The organism is Bradyrhizobium betae, from assembly GCF_008932115.1.
Taxonomy (GTDB): domain Bacteria; phylum Pseudomonadota; class Alphaproteobacteria; order Rhizobiales; family Xanthobacteraceae; genus Bradyrhizobium; species Bradyrhizobium betae.
The window spans coordinates 4,353,834-4,368,832 of record NZ_CP044543.1 but is presented as its reverse complement, the minus strand read 5'-3'; the positions used below and the strand labels follow the sequence as shown (position 1 = coordinate 4,368,832).

Here is a 14,999-nt window from a genome sequence, read left to right as displayed (position 1 = left end):
GTCGGATTCCGAGCGGGAGCCTTCGATGGTTCAACCGGCAAATCGCTCCGTCGACGGCGGCGCGTGCTTCCCTGCCGCAGATCCGTTTGCGTTCACCGAAAATACGCAGAGCCGCTTCGTTCGATAGATCTCACCGTTCGGCGCTTCCGGGCTCTGACAGATATCGATGACATAGCCGATGCCATTGCGCGATGCATAAGCCATTCGCTCCGCCAGCGAATTCAAGCCCTCGACATCCGTCAACCGGCTTCGCCAGGTCGGATAATACGAAGGCGTCAACACCACGGATCCGCCACGCTTGAAATCGACCCAGATGCGGCGATGTGATACGAATTCAAACACGCCCTGGTGATCGAGCGCCATATCGGCGACGCTCACTTCGGCTCGACCGTCGACTTCCGGCCTTCTTGGAATGAGGAATGTTGCGGTCAATGGCGTGCTGTTGCGCGCCCACTTGCCAATTTCGGTCCACTCTGCGACCGCCTCACTGCAGATTCGTTGGAAGTCGAGGCCGGACCGGATCGCGAGAGGACCTGCGATGCAAACAGCAGAGGCAAGCACCAGATAGCCCACGGCACGCTGATAGGATGGGACCGGTCTCGGCTCCATCGCTAGAAGAGTAAACGTCAAGACGGCCGCGACCAAACCCAGACCGGCCCAGCCGTCGAGGGTCAAGAACAGCACGATAAGACAGGCCGGAAGGAAAACCGCCTCCTTGTCGCGCCGCAACCAGTTCGTCGCCAACGCCGCGATCGCCAGGGCGGCAAGCAGGTGAATGACCGTGCTCGATCGCAGCAGATGAAGGTTGAGCATCAGCGACGACCGGGTCACGAACGGAACGACGATGCCGATCAGATAGATCAGAATTGCGCCCAAATAGGCTGCCCGCAATTCGGGAGCAGCGGCCTGCCTCGGCCAGAACAGCGCAAGCGCTCCGATCAGGGTAACGCCCAGGAGCCTCGCGATGTCGCCGAACGAAATCGTATCGATCAGCACGTGGCCTGGGTAATACTCGCGAAGGAAACTCGCAAGGTCGAGGCTGGACGGACGGCCAAACTCCGGATTTGCGAGAAATCCGTTGACCACAACAAGCACAAGCGGCGAGCACAGGATGAGGCCGATCAGCACGCGCGAAGAGATTTGACCGATCGTCGCTTTCCGCTGCGACAGGTGACAGATCCCGATCAGCATCAACGGCAGCACGAGCCAGACCGCGAAGAAGGCATTGATGAAGAATATTATGCCCGCAGCGACGACTGCTGCCGTGTAGTGGCCTCGCGCGGCAAAGTAGATCGCCAGAAGCGCCACGCCATTCGCTATCTCCGAATGGCTGAAGTAGTTGATGAACAGGCCGCCGGAGCCGGCATAGCTGTAGCCGTCAAGAAACGCGATGAAGCAGACGATCAGACTGAAGATGATCTTGTCGCGTCGTTCCGTCACCCCGAGCAGAGACGCGCAGCACAGGAAGCCGACAAAGCTGAGAAGCCGGGAGAGGCAGAACAGAACGAAGAACAGCAACGGAACGTTGTCGAAATATTTCTCGGTGCCGCTCAACATCAGCCAGAGGCCGGACGCGAAATAGCGCAACGACTGGATAAACCCGTCGTCATGATACTGCGGCTCATTGTAGAGACCGGCGACGATCGGCAGATAATTGATGTTGTTGGTCAGTCCGAAGACAAATCCCGTCCGCAGCACGGATATTGCCGACGCGAACACGGCAATCAGGCCGGTCTCTGCCCAGGCATTCGGGATGCTGGCGGCGCGACCGCGGCCGACCATGTCAGAGGTGACGTTGACGTCCACCATCGGGGTGCCGGAGGAAGTGACGGCTGCGGATCAGCCTCGGTTAAGCGTCGTGTCTGCCGCCTGCTTTCGAGCGTCCGGCTGGCCCAGGCCCGCGGAGCGATCAGGACACACGCCTGCAGGACTACCCCGCAAACGCTAATGGCGGATTAATCGGCGTCCGGGAATTGGAGGCGCCGGGTCGATGGCAGGTTCCAAGGCGGCAACGCCGTCGACACGAGGACGTGGCGTGACAGATATCCGCTAGCCGGCCGCAGCCGAGATCCCGGCGACGCCGGAATCGCCGAGCGCGACACGAACCATCTGCGCCAGCTCCAACTTCCGATAGGGCTTCGAGAGCAGCAGGACGCCTTCGTCGAGGCGACCGTTATGCACGACCGCGTTGTCCGTGTAGCCCGACGTGTAGAGCACCCTGGTTCCCGGTCGAAGCCGTTCGACCTCGACGGTAAACTTCTGACCGTTCATACCGGGCATGATGACATCCGTGAACAGGAGGTCGAACGAGATCCCGGCCTCGATGCAGGACAACGCCTCGTTCGCATTGGCGACGCCGATCGTGGTGTAGCCGAGGCTGCGCAATTGTCCGATGACGAAATCGCGCACGAGATCGTCGTCCTCGACGACAAGAATCGTTTCCGTACCGCCCCTTGCTTGCTGCGACTGCATGCCGGCAGCTTGCTCCGCGGCGCGTGCCGGCGGCAGATAAAGCTTGATCGTCGTACCGTGACCCGCCTCGCTGTAGATCTTGATATGCCCTCCCGACTGCTTGACGAAGCCGTAGACCATGCTGAGCCCGGTGCCCTTGCCGGGGCCCTTGGTGGTGAAGAACGGGTCGAAGGCCTGCTCGAGGACCTCCGGCGCCATGCCCGCACCGGTGTCGCTGATGGCAACCAGGACGTAGGGGCCCACGACGACGCCGGGGTTGATCTGCGCATAGGCTTCGTCGAGCACGATGTTGCGCGTTTCCAGCAGCAGCTTGCCGCCGCCCGGCATCGCATCCCGCGCGTTGATCGCCATGTTGACCAGCGAGTTGGCCAGTTGCGAGGCGTCGATGTGAACGGCTTCGACCTGGTCATCGAGAATGGCGTTGATCTGGATCTGCTCGCCGATCGTGGGGCGCAGCAGCTTGGCGATGTCGGCGATCGCGGCGTTGATGTCGACGTTGCGCGGGCGTAGTGGCTGCTTGCGCGCAAAGGCGAGCAGATGGCGGATCAAATCGGTGCAACGGTCGGCAGCCTGGTCGATGAGCTCGGCGACAGCCAGCGCGTCCGGCTTGTCCCTCACGTCGTCCTTGAGGATCTCGATGGTGCCCGTGATCACGGTCAGCATGTTGTTGAAATCGTGCGCGACGCCGCCGGTCAGTTTGCCGACCGCATCCAGCTTCTGCGCCTGCTGGAGCTGCAACTCCGTTTCATGGATATCGGTGATGTCGTGAAAGACGATCGATGCACCGCTGATCGCACCGCTGGTGTCGCGAAGCGGCCGGCCGCTCACCCTCACGAGAATCGGCTTGCCGCCGTTCACGGGACGAATCAGGATTTCCCTGCGGTCGAACGACAGGCCAAGCAATGCGCGTGTCGAGGGCCGGTCTTCGAGCTTGAGCGGGGTCGTGGTCCCGGGCTCGCAGAAGCTGTTGACCTTCCAGATGTCGCCGACCGCCATGCCCGGGCGGTATCCCAGCAGTTCCTGCGCGGCGGGATTGGTCAGGAGGACGTCCCCCCTGGTGTCGATCACCAGCACCGCTTCGGCGATACTGTTGAATGTGTTTTCCAGCACCGAGGTCGACTGGCGCACCTGCTCACGCGCCGCCCCGATCTGCGCGTCGTGCGCAACGACCTCCGCCTCGAGCGTGCGTTTGGCTGCTCTCATGGCCGACAGCGATCGGGCCAGCGCCCTGGTCGAGAGATAGTTCCCCCGGATGAGCAATGCGGCGAGCACGAGTATCATCAGCAGGCACATCAGCTCAGCGCCGAGCAGCAGCCTGGCGCTCAGCCGGGACCGCGCCGAGCGTTGTTCGAGCAGGCGCTGCTCCGCGGCGGTGAACTCATCGAACGTGGATGCGATCTCGTCCATCGCCGCCCGTCCCTCGCGGCGCGAAACCAGCGCCGCAATACCCGCGGAATCGCCAGCCTGGCGAAACCGAACGGTGTCGGCGAGGAGCGCGATCCGCCGGGCCAGCACGGGTTCGAGGCCGTCGAGCAGCTTGCGCTGGGTTTCGTTGTCGCCAACCGCCGCCTTGAGCTCCGACAGGGCCTTCGGCAGCGCGGCACTGTCGTCATGGAAATCCCGGGCAAAATCGTCGTCACCGCTCAGCGCGTAGCCGCGCGCGGCGCTTTCGGCACGACGCAGGATGAGGCGCGCGTCCGACACGCGCTTGAGCACGTCAAGCGTATGGCTGACCCAGGCCGCATCGGCGCGCGCCTTGACGTCCATGCCGATCGCCGCCGCGCTGATGACGAGCAGGCTGGTCAGGCCGACGACAAGGACAAAGCCCCGCGCTCGCAGCGCCTTACTCAATGCGCGCATCGCGGAGCCCCGGGCAGGCCTGTCCTGCCAACGACGGCCGGCTGACGAGATCGAAGGATCCCTCCTGAGCCTGTCATCGCATCGGTGACGACCGCGTTCCGAACCGGCATCGGCTCATTTTCCACAATAGGAATACGTTCAGTGACCCCAGCCGGCCTGATGGCGAGATCGATTCGCTTGCGATGCAGTATGAAGCCAAATCAGCGGTCTATCTGCCCAAAGCCGTGCATATGCCCTGCGGTTCAATCATTTATTGCAGAGGGCGCGGACTGGTGGGCGGCGAAGGGGGCTATTTCCAGCGCGTCGTAGGGGGCAAAGCGCGCGCGTGCTCTCGTGTCCCGGACGCGCTGCGTCCGGGACGCTAGAGCCGGGTGCAAGCCAACAAAAAACGCGGCGTTTCCGCCGCGTTTTTCAATTCGATGAACTGCTTCTCGTTACGCCTGCGGCTGCGGCTCCAGGCCGGGATCCGGATCGGGCCGCGGGCGCGACTTGCCGGCCGGGGGCACGGCGGAGGCGCGCGGCGTGGTCGGCTCGAGCACGGACTCGCGGTTCGGCTTCTTGCCCTTGAGCAGATCGACGATCTCGTCGCCGGACAGCGTCTCGAACTCGAGCAGGCCCTTGGCGAGGGCTTCCAGATCGGCGCGCTTCTCGGTGAGAATGCGCGTCGCTTCGTTGTAGCCCTCTTCGACGAAACGCCGGATCTCGGTATCGATCTTCTGGACCGTCGCTTCCGACGCGTTCTGGGTGCGCGACACCGACATGCCGAGGAAAACCTCGTCCTGGTTTTCGCCGTAGGAGACGGTGCCGAGCGCCTCGGACAGGCCCCAGCGCGTCACCATCATCCGGGCGAGGCGCGTGGCCTGCTCGATGTCGGAGGACGCACCCGAGGTCACCTTCTCGCGGCCGAAGATCAGCTCCTCGGCGACGCGGCCGCCCATCATGATGGCGAGGCGCGAGGTCATCTGCTCCAGAGACATCGACAGCTTGTCGCGCTCGGGCAGTTGCATGACCATGCCCAGCGCACGGCCGCGCGGAATGATGGTCGCCTTGTGGATCGGATCGGTCGCGACGACGTTGAGGCCGACGATGGCGTGACCGCCCTCGTGATAGGCCGTCAGCAGCTTCTCTTCCTCGGTCATGACGAGCGACTTGCGCTCGGCGCCCATCATCACCTTGTCCTTGGCCTCTTCGAACTCGGCCTGCGTCACCATCCGCTTGTTGCGGCGGGCGGCGGTCAGGGCGGCTTCGTTGACAAGGTTCATCAGGTCGGCGCCGGAGAAGCCCGGGGTGCCGCGCGCGATGGTCTTGAGGTTGATATCGGGGGCCAGCGGCACCTTGCGGACGTGAACCTTGAGGATCTGCTCGCGGCCGACGACGTCGGGATTGGGCACCACGACCTGGCGGTCGAAGCGGCCGGGACGCAGCAGCGCGGGATCGAGTACGTCGGGACGGTTGGTCGCCGCGATCAGGATCACGCCCTCGTTGGCCTCGAAGCCGTCCATCTCGACCAGCAGCTGGTTCAGCGTCTGCTCGCGCTCGTCATTGCCGCCGCCGAGACCGGCGCCACGATGACGACCGACCGCGTCGATTTCGTCGATGAAGATGATGCAGGGCGCGTTCTTCTTGGCCTGCTCGAACATGTCGCGGACGCGGCTCGCGCCGACACCGACGAACATTTCGACGAAGTCAGAACCCGAAATGGTGAAGAACGGCACGTTGGCTTCGCCCGCGACCGCACGCGCGATCAGGGTCTTGCCGGTGCCGGGAGGGCCGACCAGCAGCACGCCGCGCGGAATGCGGCCGCCGAGGCGCTGGAATTTGCCGGGGTCGCGCAGGAATTCGACGATCTCCTGCAGGTCCTGCTTGGCTTCGTCGACGCCGGCGACGTCCTCGAAGGTGACGCGGCCATGCGCTTCCGTCAGCATCTTAGCGCGCGACTTGCCGAAGCCCATCGCCTTGCCGGCGCCGCCCTGCATCTGCCGCGACAGGAAGATCCAGACGCCGATCAGCGCGATGAAGGGCAGCCAGGAAACCAGCAGCGAGACGAACCACGGCACGTTGTCGCCGGGCGGCTTCGCGCTGATCTGCACCTTGCTGTCATAGAGGCGCTTGACCAGCGTCGGGTCGTTCGGCGCATAGGTCTGGAAGCTCGAGCCGTTGGTGAAGGTGCCGTGGATGTCCGGCCCCTGGATCACGACGTCGCGCACATTGCCGCGGTCAACTTCGCTCAGGAGCTGGGAGAAGGCGATGTCCTGCGAGGACGCGCGCTGACCCGGGTTCTGGAAGAGCGTGAACAACGCCAACAGCAGCAGGACAATGATGACCCAGAGGGCGAAATTGCGCAGATTGGCGTTCATCGATCTTCCTTCGTGGTCGCGCGGATCGCGGCCCTGATCCTTCGTCGTTTACTTGGTCATCTACTTGGGCAGCGCGAGGAAATCCCAAAGGAATCCTCTCGGTTGGACGCATACAATCTAGGTGCCGCCCCGGTCGCTGCCAAGGGAACGAGATGGGACTATTTAGCCCATCTTAGAGCGATTCCCGCTGAAATAATGGCGGCTGATCCGGGGTTTTTCCTGCCTGGTTAAGGTGTCCTGACGGCGCATGGCGGAAACGGCCGGTGTCATGGTCCGCCCTCATCTGCCGTTCAGGTCCCCTCGTAAGTCCCCTTGGACCGTCGGGCCGGCGCCGGCGCGACGTGGATACGCCCCCCGGTTAAGCTGATCAAGGCTCCCGCAAGGGTCTGCTTCAGGATCGCACGGCCAGTTGCGACTGCAGGGGACCTTGCGGCGATGGCCTCATCGAGCGCGGCCATGAGGGTCTCGACCTTGCCGAGTTCCGCCGGCCCCTCATGTCCCAGGGCATTGACGGCCCGCAGCAGAAGCCGCAGCCGAACCTCCTCCGGCAGGGCGGCAAACGCAGATGCTTCATAGCTCCGACTGCCCGCCTGCGGCGCATCGCCGCGCGCCCGGAGCTGGAGGAAGCGCTCGGCGCCATCGACCAGCACCTCGACCGCCGCATTGGCGCGCGCCAGCCGCACCGCGAGCCGCGCCAGCGTGCGGGCATCGCCGCCTTCGGTTGCGAGCTGCGGCAGCAGCGCGCGCAGCCGCGGCCGGGTGAAGGCGGTGTCGCGATTGGTGGGATCGTCGGCAAAGCCGATCTTCGCGCGCTTCAAGGTCGCGACGAGCTGCGACTTCGGCACATCGAGCAGCGGGCGCGCCAGGACGATGCCGTGGCGCTCGGTGCGGCGCGCCATCGCCGACAGCCCGGCAAGTCCGCTGCCACGAACGAGGCGCATCAACAGGGTCTCGGCCTGGTCGTCGCGGGTATGGGCGGTCAGCACATGGCTCGCGCCGGCCTTGCGCGCGGCCTGCGCGAGCAGGCGGTAGCGCGCCTCGCGCGCGGCCGCCGGCAGTCCCGTCGTCGGCTTCACACCGCGCCAGCGCAGCGTCTGGTGGGTCAGGCCGAGCTCCGTTGCCAGGCGCTTGACCTCGCGCGCCTCGCGGGCCGCTTCCGGCCGCAGGCCGTGATCGACGGTGACGACGGTGAGGTGCGGGCCGCGCGAAAGGCTGCGCCGCCAGCGCGCGGCGAGCCACATCAGCGCGACCGAGTCCGGCCCGCCGGAGACCGCGAGCACCAGTGCCGGTGAGCCCTTGAGCTCGGCGAAGAGTTGCTTCGCCGCGCGCGCCGAGATCGGCGAATTGTCGTCGTCTGACATGACGCTGCAATCGTCCGCGGATGGACCGACTGTTTAGCGCAAACTGATCCGCCTTGTCAGCGGATCAGCACTTCACCCGCTTCTGCTCGCGATCGACCGCAGCCTTGACGCCGGCGGAGGCGCGCGGAAATTTGCGGCCAACCTCGCCGAAGGCGGCGCAGGCGGCCTCCTTCTCCTTCAGCGCGGCCAGCGACTGGCCGAGCCGCAGCAGGGCATCCGGCGCCTTGGCCGATTTGTCGTATTTGGTGGTGACGGCGAGGAAGGCTTCCGCGGAGTCGCGATATTGCTGGCGCTGGAAGTAGCTCTCGCCGAGCCAGTATTGCGCGTCCCCGAGCAGCGGGTCGCCAGGGTATTTCTGCGCGAAATTCTTCATGGTCTGCTCGGCGAGCGCATAGTCCTTGCGCTGCATGTAGCCGATGCCGAGGTCGAACTCGTCGCGCGGCGTTGCCGAGGGCGGCAGCGTGGTCAGGCCAGGGCCGGCGCCTCCGGCCGGCGCGGGATAGCCAGGCTGAGCCGGCGGATAGGCCGGCTGGGCAGGCGCTGCGGCCTGCGGATAGCGACCACCGGTGTTGCCGAGATCGAGCGGCTCGCCGGCGTTGCGGCCGCCGGGCGCGCCGACCTGGGGACCTGCCGGCATCGGCTGCTGTCCGCCGCCGAGCGCGCGCGGCGCGCCGGGCGCACTCGGATTCTGGCCCGGATCAAAGGCATCGCCGCGGCGACGGCTACCGGGGGCACCGGGCGCCGGCTGCTCCTGAACGATCGGCGCGGGAGCCGCGATCTGGGGCTGCTCGTAGTTCGGCTGGGCAGGCTGCTGCTGACGGTAGGACGGCGCGACCTGAGCAGGCGGCATCGCGGCGACATTGGGCTGCGCCGGCGCCTGTCCGGGCGCCGCGCCTTGCGCGCCGCCCTCGACCGCCCGCAGCCGCTCTTCGAGCTGACGGTTGCGATATTGCAGCTCTTCGTTCTGACCGGTGAGCTGGCGCAGCTGGTTCTCCAGCCGCTCGATCCGCATCTCCGGGTCATCGTCCGACTGAGCGAAAGAAGGCGAGCCCATCGAGAGAAGCGCGGCGATCGCCACGGTGCCGGAAAAGACCTTGGATCTGGATGACATCTTGCCCTGACGACGAAAACGAAATGATCTGCGACGGAACATGCGGCGCGCCACACTTTGAAAGGCACTACGCCAAAAATGTGACTGGCACCACGGGGTTTCGGTCACAGATTGCTGAAACGAAACCGGCGCCCGAGAGGGCGCCGGCATGATCGGTTTCTGAAGATGAACGGTGCCTGACTGAAGTCTCAGGAGCTCGCGTTCAGCACGGTCACGGCGCGACGGTTCTGCGACCAGCAGGAGATGTCGTTACAGACGGCGACCGGCCGCTCCTTGCCGTAGGAGATCGTGCGCATGCGGTTCGGATCGATGCCGCGCGAGGCGAGGAACGAACGCACCGACTGGGCGCGGCGGGCGCCGAGCGCGATGTTGTATTCGCGGGTGCCGCGCTCGTCGGCATGACCTTCGATGGTGAAGGAGTAGCGCGGGTAGCTCTGCAGCCACTGCGCCTGCTTCTCCAGGGTCACGATCGCCTGCGGGGTCAGATCGGTCTGGTCGCTCTCGAAGAACACGCGGTCACCCACGTTGACGACGAAGTCCTGCTGGCTGCCCGGCGTCGCCGCGTTGGCCATCGCATCCGTCGCAGCATTCTTGTTGGCGCAGGCGCCCATCGACAGCGCGATTGCGACCACCGCAGCCAGCTTCAATCCCTGGAGGATGCGCATAGGGTATTTCATTCCGGAGCCTCCACGCTCACGTTCGTCCACTGCCATCGGGTCTACAGGGGGTTGGTTAAGCGAACGTTCCGTCAACCTTGACGGAACCTTGCTCCAGCCGGTCAAATGCCCCCAACCAGCGAAAAGCACCCGCCATGGTTAATGGGTTGTAAATGTGGCGCGAGGGTGAAGGCAAGCCGCGATCGCCGGCAACGACGCCGGTTTTGCCGGAATTTTAGCCCACGGTGTGATGCGCTGCGACGGGAGTTGCGGCCGAAAGGCATGGGGCCCGGCCCGTGACCACGCCGGCGCGGACTTTAAACGTGAGCGGCGTCCGCCACCAGCACAGGCCGCTGCGGGACCTGGCGCTGGCCACCCCGCCCGAACAGCATCCGCCGCTCGAAGGCAGTGGATCGCATGATCGGATAGCGCTCGAATACCTTCTTGCGGAAGGTCGGGAAGTCCGCCGCCATCAGGCCAAACGACTTGGTGAGCCCCGGAACGAGCCGTGGCTCGGCAATGGTCTCATGCAGGAACACCCGGCGGTAAAACGCCTGGTGCTCGGAACGCACGATGGCAAGGCCGAGATCGGCATTGAAATGCTCGCACGCCATGTAGGCGAGCCGAGTGGTCAGATAGGGCAATTCCGGAACCCGCTTCACCTGGTCCGGATCGGCAACGAAACGTGTCGGATCGATCATGACCTCCCCGCGATCCAGCCGCGGCATCAGGATCTCCGGGAAGACATCGGCCGAAGTGGACTCGCGCCACTCCGAGGTCAGCACGCTGATGCGCACCGAGCTGCAGAGCTGGCCACGGAGGTAGACGCCGAAGGTCCAGGCGTTCGGCAGTTCGTCGTAGTGGTCGGTGACCCGGGCTTCCGGGGATTCCTTGACGGCGCCCTCACGCAGATAGGCGCGGTAGCGGAGGTTGTAGATCTCTTCCTTCTCCGCGGCCGTTTCCGCGAGATGGTAATCGACGTCGGTCAGGAGCTCCGCTCCACGTCCAACAGCCGAAATGACAGATCTGGCTGAGGACTGCATTCCAACTCCTTACCCACCACTCACGATGCGCCGGTCTCAAGGCAATTCGCACAGGACAACTTGCGCGGGCGTGATCATTTATTAACACCTTCTTAACAAGTATGCAAAGCAATCGAACGGTTAGGGTTAACCTCCGTAGCACTACGTAGCGCCAGCAACAGTCTGAAATGACGGGAAGTTTTCCGATGTCGCGTCAGGCAAAGGAGCGCGAGACGACGACCTGGAGCAGGCTGTCCCCACGCCGTCCATGCGAGGCGTTGAGGAGCTGGCGCATACGCACCGCAGGCACCGGACGGCTGAACAAATAGCCCTGCGCCTCCGAGACGGTGCCGTCGGCGCTGATCAGCTCGAGCTGCTCGTTGGTCTCGATGCCCTCGACCACGACCGCCATGCCGAGGTCGGCGGACAGGCGCGCGACGCCGCGCAGCAGCGTCAGCGGCCGGTCGGTGTCGATGCCCTCGAGGAAAGAGCGGTCGATCTTGACCTTCTGCATCGGGAAATTGTGGAGATAGCTGAGGCTCGAATAGCCGGTGCCGAAATCGTCCAGCGAGATGCGCACGCCCAACGCATGCAGTTGCGACAGGATGTCATGGGTGAGCTGGGTGTTACGCAGCAGCGAGGATTCGGTGATCTCGATCTCGAGGCGATGGGCCGGGAGGCCGGAGACCTCGAGTGCGTAGCGGATTTCGCTGAGCACGTCGCGCTGGTGGAATTGCTGCGGCGAGAAGTTGACGGCGACGCTGACGCCGTCCGGCCAGTTCATGCATTCCATGCAGGCGCGGCGCAGGATCCAGCGGCCGAGATCGACGATCAGGCCCATGTCCTCGGCGACCGGAATGATGTCGACCGGCGAGACCGTACCGCGCACCGGATGATTCCAGCGCAGCAGTGCCTCGCAAGTGGTGATCTTGCCGGTCTTGAGGTTGACGAGCGGCTGGTAGAACAGCTCGAACTCCTCGTTGGCGAGCGCCTTGCGCAGGTCGAGCTCGAGGATGCGGCGGGCCTCGACGGTCGCCGCCATCTCGTCGCGGAAGAAGCAGAAGGTGCCACGGCCGTCGGCCTTGGCGCGGTAGAGCGCCATGTCGGCGTTCTTGAGCAGGGTGTCGGCGCTGACGGCGCCATCCGGCGAGGTCAGCGCGATGCCGACGCTGGCGCCGATCTCGACCAGATGATTGTCGATGCGGTAGCGCTCGCTGAGCCGCTCGACGATGCGACGGGCGAGGCTCGCGGCGTCTTCGGCCGCGCTGATGTTCTGCTGGAACACGACGAACTCGTCGCCACCGAAGCGGGCGACGAAATCCTCGGACCGGAGCATCTCGCGCAGGCGGTTGGCGACCGCGCACAGAAGCTGGTCGCCGCAGGGATGACCGAGCGTGTCGTTGACCTGCTTGAACTGGTCGAGGTCGACGAACAGCAATGCGGAGAGGCGCTCGGCATGGTGGGCGTTCGCCAGCAGCCGCCCGATCTCGTCGCGGAAGGAAACGCGGTTGGGCAGCGCGGTCAACTCGTCGTAGCGGGCGAGATGACTGATCCGGGCTTCGGCGTTGGTACGTTCGGTGATGTCTTCAAGCAGCAGCACGGTGCCGCCGCGGGCCATCGGCTGGAACGTCCAGGCCAGCGTGCGGCCGCGAGAGGAATCCGGATCGGCGGTGACGATCTCGCGGATCCGCCCATGCTCGATCTCGGCCATGATCTGTTTGCCGCTCTCCGCCGAGATGGAGCCCGCGGCGACGCAGGCAGACACGATATCGGCGGCGGTGGCACCTCGCTTGACCAGGTCCTCCGGCAAGGCCATCAGCTCACCGAAGCGGTGGTTCATCACCGCGAGACGTCCGTCGGCGCGAAACATGCACAGGCCGTGCGGCATGTTGTTCAGCGCGGTATCGAACTGGCTCGCCAGCGCGGATTCCCGGAAGCTCGACGTCAGCGCCTTGACGAAGATCGCATGCAGGCTGAGGTTGATGTTCTTCATGCCGATGAAGAAGAACATCAGCAGGACGGCAAGGCCGATGTGATAGAAGCCGCCGTGCAGCATCAGGGCGATCGACATCGGCCCGCAGGCGAGCGCGACGTGCCACTGGATCAGCCGCGGCCGGCCATAGTTGCGGGCGGCGCCGCCGGCGGTGTAGCCGATGCCGATCGCGACACAGAGCATGTCGGCAACCGCATCCTCGTTGAGATAGATGACGACAAAGGCCCACAGGCCAAGCACGGCGGCATAGATCAGCGCGCCGATCCAGTAGCGCGGCTCCAGGTGCCTCGCCTCTTCGAACGACAACCCGTGCGCGCGGTTCTCATAGCGCCGCATCTGGAACGCGCGTCCGGTGCCGACAGCGATGAGTGCGAACGCGATCGGCCACAGCCGGACGTCGCCGGTCTTCAACGCAGTCATGACCGCGGCCACGGCCGCCGAGGCCGAGCCAAGGAAGATCGCCCAGAAATTCTGCACCATAGAGTTGACGAGAGCGGCGTAGAGTATCGGCTCCAGCTCGTCTCGATCGCTCTGCTTCTGGTCGGCCAGTTGCATCGGCTGTTACGCGTCCTGTTTGGCGCGTACTTTTACCCAGACCAGATGAAGCCTTTCTGAGGGAACATCGTTAAAGTCGAGTTGTTTTTCGGCAATAGCGAACCTGTTTCTGCTGAAATATCAAGCAACTAGGCAAGCGTTGCCGGGCACAAGGTGAAGGAAAGCTTGCCTCCCGCACCAAACCCGAAAAATTCTGCATGTTTTTCGAAAACATCGCGCGTCCAAGCGCGCGACGTTCAGGCCGGATGTCGCTATCCCGGCGTGGAGGACAACAGCGGCGACCAGGCCGGGTCGGAGGCGAAGCCCGGCGTCGGCACCTTGAGCTCGTTGCGGCCGGAGATGTCGACGGAGAACAGCGAGGGACCGCCGGCACCGCCGGGATCGCGGAAGAACATCAGCACGCGGCCGTTCGGCGAGAAGGTCGGACCTTCATTGTGGTAGCCGGAGGTGAGGAGCCGCTCGCCGCTGCCGTCCGGCTTCATGACGCCGATCGAGAATTGCCCGCCGCCCTGTCTGGTGAAGGCGATGTAGTCGCCGCGCGGCGACCACACCGGCGTCGAATAGGTGGCGTTGGTGTCGTCCTTGGAGAAGGAGATGCGCTGCGCAGCTCCACCGCCCGCCGACATCACGTAGATCTGCGACCTGCCACCGCGATCGGATTCGAAGCAGATGCGGGTGCCATCCGGAGAGTAAGAAGGAGACGTGTCGATCGCCGGCGTGTCGGTGAGGCGCGTGGTCGATCGCGAGCGCAAATCCATCACGAACAGGTTGGAATTGCCGCCCTGCTGCAGGCTCATGATGACGCGCTGGCCGTCCGGCGAGAAGCGTGGCGCGAAGGTCATGCCGGGGAAGTTGCCGACGATCTCGCGCTGGCCGGTCTCGATGTTGAAGAGATAGACCTTCGGGTCGCCCTGCCCGAACTCCATGTAGGTGATCTCTTGCGAGTTCGGCGAGAAGCGCGGCGTCAGCACGAGATCGGAGCCGCGGGTCAGGTAACGCACATTGGCGCCGTCTTGGTCCATCATCGCGAGCCGCTTGACGCGGCGCTCCTTCGGCCCGGTCTCGTCGACGAACACGACGCGGCTGTCGAAATAGCCCTTCTCGCCGGTCATCTGCTCATAGATCTGATCGGAGATGATGTGGGCGATGCGGCGCCAATATTCCGGCGAGGTGAAATATTGCTGGCCGGTGAGCTGCTGGCCGGTGATGACGTCCCAGAGGCGGAATTCGGCCTTGAGCCGGCCGTCCTGCTGCCGCGTCATGCGGCCGGTGACCAGCGCCTGGGCGTTGAGAGTCTTCCAGTTCTGGAATTGCGGCGCGACGTCGATGTTGCTGATGCGCTCGATGAAGGCGGCCTGATCGATCGGCGCGAACAGGCCCGACCGCTTCAGATTGTTGGTGATGACCTGGGTGACGCCGTTGCTGACGTCGCCGTCGGCGGGCGAGCCCGGCACGAAGTTGGAGATCGCGATCGGGATCGGCCGAAACTCCGTGGGATCGATGCGAAGCCGCCCCTGGGCCTGGGCCAAGGCGGGCCCGCCTCCGAGCATTGCAAGCGTCGATCCACTCAGGGTCAGAAAGCGGCGGCGGTTCATCGATCGGACGTCATTCA

The 14,999-nt window shown here is 64.6% G+C and carries 9 protein-coding genes; all 9 read right to left on the bottom strand.

Going from position 1 to position 14,999, the window contains the following annotated elements; all coding sequences use genetic code 11:
* Nucleotides 1-30 precede the first annotated feature (30 nt).
* The 9 genes from F8237_RS20775 to tolB all read right to left on the bottom strand — a co-directional run bounded on the left by F8237_RS20775 (nt 31) and on the right by tolB (nt 14,982).
* A complete protein-coding gene (locus F8237_RS20775; RefSeq protein ID WP_151647468.1) occupies nt 31-1,809 on the bottom strand; it encodes a DUF6798 domain-containing protein in 1,779 nt (592 codons plus the stop codon).
* Between the two features lie 240 nt (nt 1,810-2,049).
* The gene (locus tag F8237_RS20770; RefSeq protein WP_151647466.1) at nt 2,050-4,332 is read right to left on the bottom strand and encodes a CHASE3 domain-containing protein; all 2,283 of its coding nucleotides are present in this window, start codon (nt 4,330-4,332) and stop codon (nt 2,050-2,052) included.
* A 434-nt stretch (nt 4,333-4,766) separates the two neighbouring features.
* The gene (gene ftsH, locus F8237_RS20765) at nt 4,767-6,689 is read right to left on the bottom strand and encodes an ATP-dependent zinc metalloprotease FtsH (protein ID WP_151647464.1); all 1,923 of its coding nucleotides are present in this window, start codon (nt 6,687-6,689) and stop codon (nt 4,767-4,769) included.
* Nucleotides 6,690-6,979: 290 nt separating this feature from the next.
* Entirely contained in the window at nt 6,980-8,050 is a 1,071-nt protein-coding gene (gene tilS / locus F8237_RS20760; RefSeq protein WP_151647462.1) for a tRNA lysidine(34) synthetase TilS, read from the bottom strand.
* 64 nt (nt 8,051-8,114) lie between these two features.
* Nucleotides 8,115-9,161 (bottom strand): tol-pal system protein YbgF, encoded by a 1,047-nt coding sequence (gene ybgF / locus F8237_RS20755; RefSeq protein WP_162006147.1) that lies wholly within the window; start codon nt 9,159-9,161, stop codon nt 8,115-8,117.
* 188 nt (nt 9,162-9,349) lie between these two features.
* Nucleotides 9,350-9,838, bottom strand: a complete 489-nt coding sequence (pal, locus tag F8237_RS20750) for a peptidoglycan-associated lipoprotein Pal (RefSeq protein WP_151647458.1) — start codon at nt 9,836-9,838, stop codon at nt 9,350-9,352.
* A gap of 296 nt (nt 9,839-10,134) precedes the next feature.
* Nucleotides 10,135-10,860, bottom strand: coding sequence for an N-acyl amino acid synthase FeeM domain-containing protein (locus F8237_RS20745; RefSeq protein WP_151647456.1), 726 nt, complete (start codon nt 10,858-10,860; stop codon nt 10,135-10,137).
* Nucleotides 10,861-11,053: 193 nt separating this feature from the next.
* On the bottom strand, nt 11,054-13,387 hold the full coding sequence (locus F8237_RS20740; protein WP_151647454.1) for a putative bifunctional diguanylate cyclase/phosphodiesterase: 2,334 nt from the start codon (nt 13,385-13,387) through the stop codon (nt 11,054-11,056).
* A 251-nt stretch (nt 13,388-13,638) separates the two neighbouring features.
* Nucleotides 13,639-14,982: a Tol-Pal system beta propeller repeat protein TolB gene (gene tolB, locus F8237_RS20735; protein WP_162006389.1), complete on the bottom strand. Its 1,344-nt coding sequence runs from the start codon at nt 14,980-14,982 to the stop codon at nt 13,639-13,641.
* Nucleotides 14,983-14,999 lie beyond the last annotated feature (17 nt).

Bases quoted from the DNA above. Each gene is read 5' to 3' on its own strand.
- F8237_RS20770 (WP_151647466.1), bottom strand. From the start codon at position 4,332: ATGCGCGCATTGAGTAAGGCGCTGCGAGCGCGGGGCTTTGTCCTTGTC.
- F8237_RS20740 (WP_151647454.1), bottom strand. From the start codon at position 13,387: ATGCAACTGGCCGACCAGAAGCAGAGCGATCGAGACGAGCTGGAGCCG.
- F8237_RS20745 (WP_151647456.1), bottom strand. From the start codon at position 10,860: ATGCAGTCCTCAGCCAGATCTGTCATTTCGGCTGTTGGACGTGGAGCG.
- F8237_RS20775 (WP_151647468.1), bottom strand. From the start codon at position 1,809: ATGGTGGACGTCAACGTCACCTCTGACATGGTCGGCCGCGGTCGCGCC.
- tilS (WP_151647462.1), bottom strand. From the start codon at position 8,050: ATGTCAGACGACGACAATTCGCCGATCTCGGCGCGCGCGGCGAAGCAA.
- tolB (WP_162006389.1), bottom strand. From the start codon at position 14,982: ATGAACCGCCGCCGCTTTCTGACCCTGAGTGGATCGACGCTTGCAATG.
- ybgF (WP_162006147.1), bottom strand. From the start codon at position 9,161: ATGTCATCCAGATCCAAGGTCTTTTCCGGCACCGTGGCGATCGCCGCG.
- ftsH (WP_151647464.1), bottom strand. From the start codon at position 6,689: ATGAACGCCAATCTGCGCAATTTCGCCCTCTGGGTCATCATTGTCCTG.
- pal (WP_151647458.1), bottom strand. From the start codon at position 9,838: ATGAAATACCCTATGCGCATCCTCCAGGGATTGAAGCTGGCTGCGGTG.